4 protein-coding genes are annotated in these 6,906 nt (G+C 45.5%); 2 read left to right on the top strand and 2 right to left on the bottom strand.

The features are described from left to right. Window positions 1-90: 90 nt before the first annotated feature. Together QUB26_RS22985 and QUB26_RS22980 are read right to left on the bottom strand one after the other, a co-directional pair. Entirely contained in the window at window positions 91-2,280 is a 2,190-nt protein-coding gene (locus QUB26_RS22985; protein WP_333253972.1) for a tetratricopeptide repeat protein, read from the bottom strand. A gap of 153 nt (window positions 2,281-2,433) precedes the next feature. Further along, entirely contained in the window at window positions 2,434-4,632 is a 2,199-nt protein-coding gene (locus QUB26_RS22980) for a tetratricopeptide repeat protein (RefSeq protein WP_333319874.1), read from the bottom strand. Between the two features lie 505 nt (window positions 4,633-5,137). Between QUB26_RS22980 and QUB26_RS22975 the strand changes: the two genes are divergently transcribed. Beyond that, window positions 5,138-5,347: a hypothetical protein gene (locus QUB26_RS22975; protein WP_333319872.1), complete on the top strand. Its 210-nt coding sequence runs from the start codon at window positions 5,138-5,140 to the stop codon at window positions 5,345-5,347. A gap of 50 nt (window positions 5,348-5,397) precedes the next feature. Beyond that, window positions 5,398-6,783, top strand: coding sequence for a tRNA uridine-5-carboxymethylaminomethyl(34) synthesis GTPase MnmE (gene mnmE / locus QUB26_RS22970; protein ID WP_333319870.1), 1,386 nt, complete (start codon window positions 5,398-5,400; stop codon window positions 6,781-6,783). Window positions 6,784-6,906: the final 123 nt, after the last annotated feature.

The following is a 6,906-nucleotide window of genomic DNA, read 5'->3' as shown; positions in this document are numbered from 1 at the left end:
TAAAATCTAAAATCTAAAATCTAAAATCTAAAATCTAAAATCTAAAATCTAAAATCTAAAATCTAAAATCTAAAATCTAAAATCGATTGACTACTTGAGTTTTTCAATCTCAAATTGTGCATCTTTGTAACCGCCAGTAAGTCCTTGATCGAGAAACATTTTGCCCGCTTTTTCTAAATCGCTAATGGCTCCTGCTTTGTCTCCCAAGGAGCTACGAACCATGCCTCTACCGTAGTAAGCAGCCGCATAATTCGGGCTGATCCGAATAGCTTGCACGTAATCTGCGATCGCACTATTGTAATTCTTTAAGTCCTGATAAATCTTAGCCCGATTGGCGTAAGCTTCAGCATTGTTGGGATTGAACCCGATTGCTGCTGTAAAATCTGCGATCGCCCCCTGGGCGTCACCCCCGGCGCTGCGAGCTAAACCGCGATTGTTAAAAGCATTAAAATCATTCGGATTCACTGTCAGCGCTTGAGTGCAATCGGCAATTGCTTTGGGATAATCCTTCAAATTTAAATAAGCAATGCAGCGATTGTTGTAAGGAACCCCATCCTCCTCGCTCAGCGAAATTGCCTGCGTGCAATCGTCAATTGCCGCTTGATGCGCTCCTAAATTCAACTGGGTGCTACAACGATTAGCGTAAGCATCTCCACTCTTGGGATCGATCGCAATTACCTGAGAATAATCCGCCAAAGCTCCCTGATAATCTCCTAGGTGAAAGCGAGCTCTCCCCCGACTGTAAAAAGCATCAACATTCTTAGCATCAAGTTTAATTGCCTCAGTATAATCTCCAATCCCCCCCTGCAAATCGCCGCTCCCAGCACGAGCCAGCCCCCGCGAATGATAAGCTTTAACCAGGTTCGGCTGCAACCGAATTACTTCATTAAAATCCTGAATAGCCATCTTGTAATCTTGCAGTTCTAAATAAGCAACTCCTCTTTCATAATATGTATCAGCATCCTTGGGCTGGAGATTCAGAGCTTGAGTGTAATCCTCAATCGCCCCGCGCGTGTCGTTAAAATCGTGACGGGCTAGGCCGCGGTTAAAATAAGCCTGAACATATTTAGGATTGAGAGCGATCGCCTGAGAATAATCCGCAATTGCTTCTTGATACTTTTGTAAATCATAATTAGCATTACCGCGCTGGTAAAAACTCTCGGCATTTTTAGGATTCAATTGAATTGACTTATTAAAAGCCTGCAAAGCGGCCGCCGCATCTTGATTGCGAGACTTTTCCACTCCCTGTTCGTAATATTCTTTAGCTTTAATCGGATTCGGGCGGCGCCAGTAACTAAACAGAAATATCAGAACTATTGCCGCCCCGACGCCTGCCAAAATCAGCAACCAAAATCGACTTCCCAAACGTGACGAAAAACTATCAGAAGAAACTAAGGTGGGAGCCATACTTTTCTTGTGAGCCGGATTCATCGGTTCTTGGCGGTGTCTCAACTTGCTCAGAGCTAGCAAAACTTCATCCGCAGATTGATAGCGCTTGGCAAATTGGTGACAGACCATTTTATCAATTATATTGGCTAATCCCACAGAACATTGAGCTCGGTTTCGCCAAACAATTTCCCCGGTATGAGAAGGACTCGGATCTTGCAATTTTGGCAAATCCGTACCGGGTAAACCAGTGATAGCTTGGACTGCCATCATCCCGACTGCATAGAGGTCACTGCTAAATTGCGGGTTGCCTTGAAATTGTTCGATCGGCATATAAGCCGGAGTACCAGTAGCAATGGTGCGCGGAAATTCGGTATCGTAGTCACTGACGTGACTCGCAACTTCTTTAACCGAACCAAAGTCAATTAAAACTAATTTGCCGTCTGGTTTGCGGCGGATTAAGTTGGAGGGATTAACATCGCGGTGAATCACTCCCTGAGAGTGTACGAAGGCGAGAACTTGTAACACTTCTTGCAACAGATCCAGCACTCGTTCTTCTCGCCAAGGTTGACCGGCCACAATTTCCCTATTTAGGGCGTGTCCGGGGACAAACTCTTCAACGAGGTAGAATTGATTCGCTTCTTCAAAATAAGCTAGTAAAAATGGAATTTGATCGTGTTTTCCCAGCTTTTCTAATATTTCTGCTTCTTGTTTAAATAAGCGATAAGCTGTTTTGAGAACTGTGGAAGTGTTGCTGGGAGGGCGCAGTTGTTTGACTACACATTGAGGATGGCCCGGTCGGCGAGTATCGACAGCTAAATAAGTCTGTCCAAAAGCTCCTGAACTGAGAATTTGCACTACGCGATAACGCCTGTCTAAAAGTTGACCAACCATGTTCATATCTATAATTTAGAATTGGTAACGGGGAATTGGTAATTGGTAATTGGTAATTGGTAATTGGTAATTTTGCTTTCTTGTTTCTTCCTTTTTTCTTCTCCCTTCTGCCTTTTTGCTGCTTTTTTTAACATCTGAATGGTGACTAATAGTTTATTTAGGGTCGTTGATTTGTGATTGTGCGTTTTGGAAACCATCGGCTCTTCCTTGTTCTAGAAAGAGGGTTGCAGCTTTCTGAAAATCCTCGATCGCCCCAGCACGGTCTTTGAGTTGGCGGCGGACGAGGCCTCGGCTGTAAAAAGCGCTAGCATTGTTGGGGTTGAGCCGCAGTGAGTGAGCGAAATCCTCAACCGCTAAAGGGTAATTTTTTAGTTCTGAGTAAATAGTACCGCGATTGCTGTAAGCTACTGCATCGCTAGGATTGAGTCGAATTGCTTGAGTAAAATCTTCTAAAGCTCCCTGCTTGTCTCCCGAAGCCGATCGAGCTAATCCTCGATTGCTGTATGCTTTGGGATTGTTGCCGTTAAGTCCGATCGTCAAACTGCAATCTTCGCTGGCCTTTTGATATTGTTTTAAATTCAGATAAGCAATGCAGCGGTTGTTGTAAGCTGCTTCATCTTTTGGATCGAGGCGAATTCCTTCGGTGCAATCTGCAATCGCTTTGTCGTAAGTGGCCAAATTCAAGTAAGCGCTGCACCGATTGGTATAAGCATCAGCGAGATCGGGTTGTAATTCGATCGCCTTAGTATAATCTTCCATCGCTCCTTGATAATCTGCCAGATTAAATCTCGCTCGACCACGACTGTAGTATACGCCAGCTTGTTTGGGGCTAATTTGAAGGGCTTGAGTAAAATCTGCCATTGCTCCTGTTTTGTCGCCTGCTGCCGATCGAGCTAAACCCCGATTGCTGTAAGCTGTAGCATCGTTGGGACTGAGCCGAATTGCTTGAGTGTAGTCTTCAATTGCTGTGCGGTAGTCGCCCAAATCGTAGTAGGCTAAACCCCGCTGAGAGTATGCCTCACCGTCGCTGGGATTCAGTCGCACTACTTGGGTGAAATCTTCCACGGCCCCCCGCTTGTCCTCGATGTCGAGGCGGGCCATACCTCGATTGTAGAGAGCTTTGGTGTGGCTGGGATTGACTGTAATTGCTTGCGTGTAATCCTGTATTGCTTGCTCGGTTGCGCCCATGTCGTAGCGAGCGTTTGCCCGCTTGTAGTAAGTTTCCGCATCGCTGGCATTCAGGGCGATCGCTTGAGTATAATCGGCGATCGCGCCTGTTGTGTCACCTTGCTGCGCCTTGGTAACGCCGCGGGCTAACAATTCTTTTGACCTCGCCGGACTTTGACTCTGCCAAAAGTAAATTATCAGTGCCGTCAAGATTAAAGCTGCCGCTGTTGCAGCCAACAGCAGGAGTTTGGTTTGGCTTTGTCTTCGCGGTTGACTCATAGCGTGCGTGATGATTGTGGCTGGCGGCGGCTCAACCTCCAATTTTACGGCGATTTGTTTGAGGTCTGCTAAAACTTCGGCGGCCTCCTGATAGCGTTCCTCGCAGTCGGGGCGCACCATTCGATCGATAATATCTGCTAGGGCTGCCGAACAAGTTGCCCGGTTTTGCCAGGGAATTTGGCTTTTGTTGTTTTTTAAGGCACTCAGTTCGTTGGGTGAGAGTCCCGTCACGGCAAGCTGGGCGATCGTACCTAGAGCGTAGATGTCGCTATTGTAACGGGGGTTGCCACTCGATTGCTCGATCGGCACGTATAACTCCTGAGCCGCCAAATCCTGTTTTTTTGCCACAGGCCGTTTAACAGAGTTCGGGGAAGTTTGCGACAACAAATGACAGTTAGCAAGTTCCGGGTTAATTTCTTTGTCTAAGCTAAAGTCTACCAATACAAATTTGCCGTCTGACTCGCGCCGGATTGCTATGTCTGGTTGAATTCTGCGGTGAATAAAACCCTTCTCGTGGATGAACACCAAAATTTCTAATATTTCTGATAGCAGATTAATTACTTGGTCTTCATCCCAAGGTTGACCGGGTATTAGTTCTTGACTTAAAGGTAATCCCGCAATAAATTCTTCAATTAAGTATAAACTTTGATTTTCCTCAAAATAGGCCAATAATTCGGGAATTTTGTCGTGTTTTCCCAATTTTTCAATTATTTCGGCGTTTCGTTGAAATATAACTTTGACTAATTCTGGAGTTTGCGAACTTGTGCCGGGTAGCCGCATTTCTCTAACCGTGCATTGCGGATACCCGGGACGGTGAGTATCTGCGGCTAGATAAGTTTTTCCCACCTCACTTGAGTCTGTGACTTTAATGATGCGGTAACGTCTGTCTAGAAGTTGACCAATCATGCTTTGCCCTCTACCCTGTCAATCGATTTTAGATTTTAGATTTTAGATTGAAGCATTGACCCCAGAGATAAATTCGGGGGGCAAGTTTCATCGGATACAGGTTTTTTCTTTCTCCACGGATGAATCCGGGGGCTTGTATCCTGGATGCTTTCGGTCAATTTTCCATTATCGCATGAAATCAGAATAGCCAAAATATGTGGCTGAGTAATTTAAGTTCGATCGAGCCGTGACTCCTACCCAAAAACGGATAGTTGCTTTCCCACAGGAGTCGTTAGCCTCCCAAAATTTTAGACTCTTGTTCAAGTTCCCAGATTGAGCTGTGGAGTCCATCTAAAATCTAAAATCTAAAATCTAAAATCAACTGACTGGCAAAACGGGCGATCGGATTGGCTACGTAAGTCAAGCGCCGTGGCGCTCTTCTAATATCTTACAAAAAAATCGCTGAACTTGTTTATTCGGTCAATGAGATATGTATAATTTAACAACCAAGCCGGAGGTCAGTCAAATGAACGTACAACTGGTTGAATCCCTAATTCAAGTTATCTTGTCTCTCGCAGCCGACGCACAATTAGCGATTCTAGGTAAAATATTACCAACTCTCCCCTACCCTTTGACTCAGAAACTCGTGCATCTTGCCCAAAATGGTGGCCATTTTAATTTTTTGAAGAACCAATCAGAGATTTATATCCTCGAATACCGAGAAGCAATTGCCTGATCCTCAAAAACAGGAGATTGAGAGAAATTTTAAATGTGTGAACAATAAAAATGTCTGAATCATTAACAAAAGGAGGAACGATCGCAGCGATCGCCACCGCCATAGTTCCCCAGCAAGGCAGCGTCGGCATTGTGCGAGTTTCCGGTTCCGCAGCCTTAAAAATTGCCGAAACTCTGTTTCGCGCCCCAGGACGGCAAATATGGGAGTCTCACCGCATTCTTTACGGTCACATCCGCAGCCCTAAAACTCAAGAGTTAGTCGATGAAGCTTTATTGTTAATCATGAAAGCACCGCGTTCTTTTACTCGCGAAGATGTGGTGGAATTTCACTGTCACGGCGGCATTATGGCGGTGCAGCAAGTCTTGCAGTTGTGTTTAGAAAACGGGGCGAGATTGGCTGCACCGGGAGAGTTTTCGCTGCGGGCTTTTTTGAACGGGAGGCTTGATTTAACTCAAGCTGAAAGTATCTCAGATTTGGTGGGAGCAAAATCGCCCGCTGCTGCACAAAGTGCTTTAGCTGGTTTGCAGGGAAAATTAGCGCAGCCAATTCGCAAATTGAGAACAACTTGTTTGGACGTACTGGCAGAAATTGAGGCAAGAATTGATTTTGAGGAAGATTTGCCGCCTTTAGATGAAGCTAAAACATCTTTGGAAATAAATCATGTTTTGGCGGAATTATCAACAATTTTGGCGACAGCAGATCGCGGAGAATTGTTGAGAACTGGTTTGAAAGTAGCGATTGTTGGGCGGCCGAATGTGGGAAAATCGAGTTTGTTGAATGCGTGGAGTAAGAGCGATCGGGCGATCGTCACGGATTTACCCGGTACGACGCGGGACGTGGTAGAATCGCAGCTAGTTGTGGGCGGCATTCCGGTGCAGGTGCTCGATACTGCGGGCATTCGAGAAACCGAAGACAAGGTAGAAAAAATTGGCGTTGAGCGATCGCGCGCAGCAGCAAAACAAGCCGATTTAGTCTTGTTGACAATTGACGCGCAATCAGGTTGGACAGAGGGCGATTCGGAAATTTACCAACAAGTAAAGCACCGCCAGCTAATTATAATTATCAACAAAATCGACCTAGTAAACACCATCCCTGAACTACCTTTTTCCTCTGAAACTCACCGTATAGTTACCGCAGCCGCCGCCCTCGATCGAGGCATAGAAGACTTAGAAACAGCAATCTTAGATGCCGTCAGCGGGGGAAATTTGCAAGCAGCAAACTCAGACTTAGCCATCAACCAGCGGCAAGCAGCGGCGTTAACCAAAGCTAAAATTTCTCTGGAACAATGCACGGATACTATCAGCAACAAATTGCCTTTAGATTTCTGGACAATAGATTTGCGCGGTGCAATTCAAGCATTGGGGGAAGTTACGGGCGAAGAAGTGACAGAATCAGTGCTGGACAGAATATTTAGCAGATTTTGCATTGGCAAATAGTCCTCGAAAAAGATTAAATTAAAGAGGTAAGCTGTCTAGCATTTAAGTTGTATTTTTTGGGCGGGCAGGACGCCCAACCCACAAGAATTTAACTCTTTGTGGAACACCGAATTTAACTCTGTG

It is taken from the genome of Microcoleus sp. B4-C1 (assembly GCF_036705285.1).
In the GTDB taxonomy this organism is placed as follows: domain Bacteria; phylum Cyanobacteriota; class Cyanobacteriia; order Cyanobacteriales; family Microcoleaceae; genus Microcoleus.
This window is presented reverse-complemented; position numbering and strand designations above follow the sequence as displayed.

What these genes read in the sequence shown, in the direction of transcription:
- QUB26_RS22985 (WP_333253972.1), bottom strand. Translation starts at nt 2,280, where the DNA reads ATGGTTGGTCAACTTTTAGACAGGCGTTATCGCGTAGTGCAAATTCTC.
- QUB26_RS22975 (WP_333319872.1), top strand. Translation starts at nt 5,138, where the DNA reads ATGAACGTACAACTGGTTGAATCCCTAATTCAAGTTATCTTGTCTCTC.
- QUB26_RS22980 (WP_333319874.1), bottom strand. Translation starts at nt 4,632, where the DNA reads ATGATTGGTCAACTTCTAGACAGACGTTACCGCATCATTAAAGTCACA.
- mnmE (WP_333319870.1), top strand. Translation starts at nt 5,398, where the DNA reads ATGTCTGAATCATTAACAAAAGGAGGAACGATCGCAGCGATCGCCACC.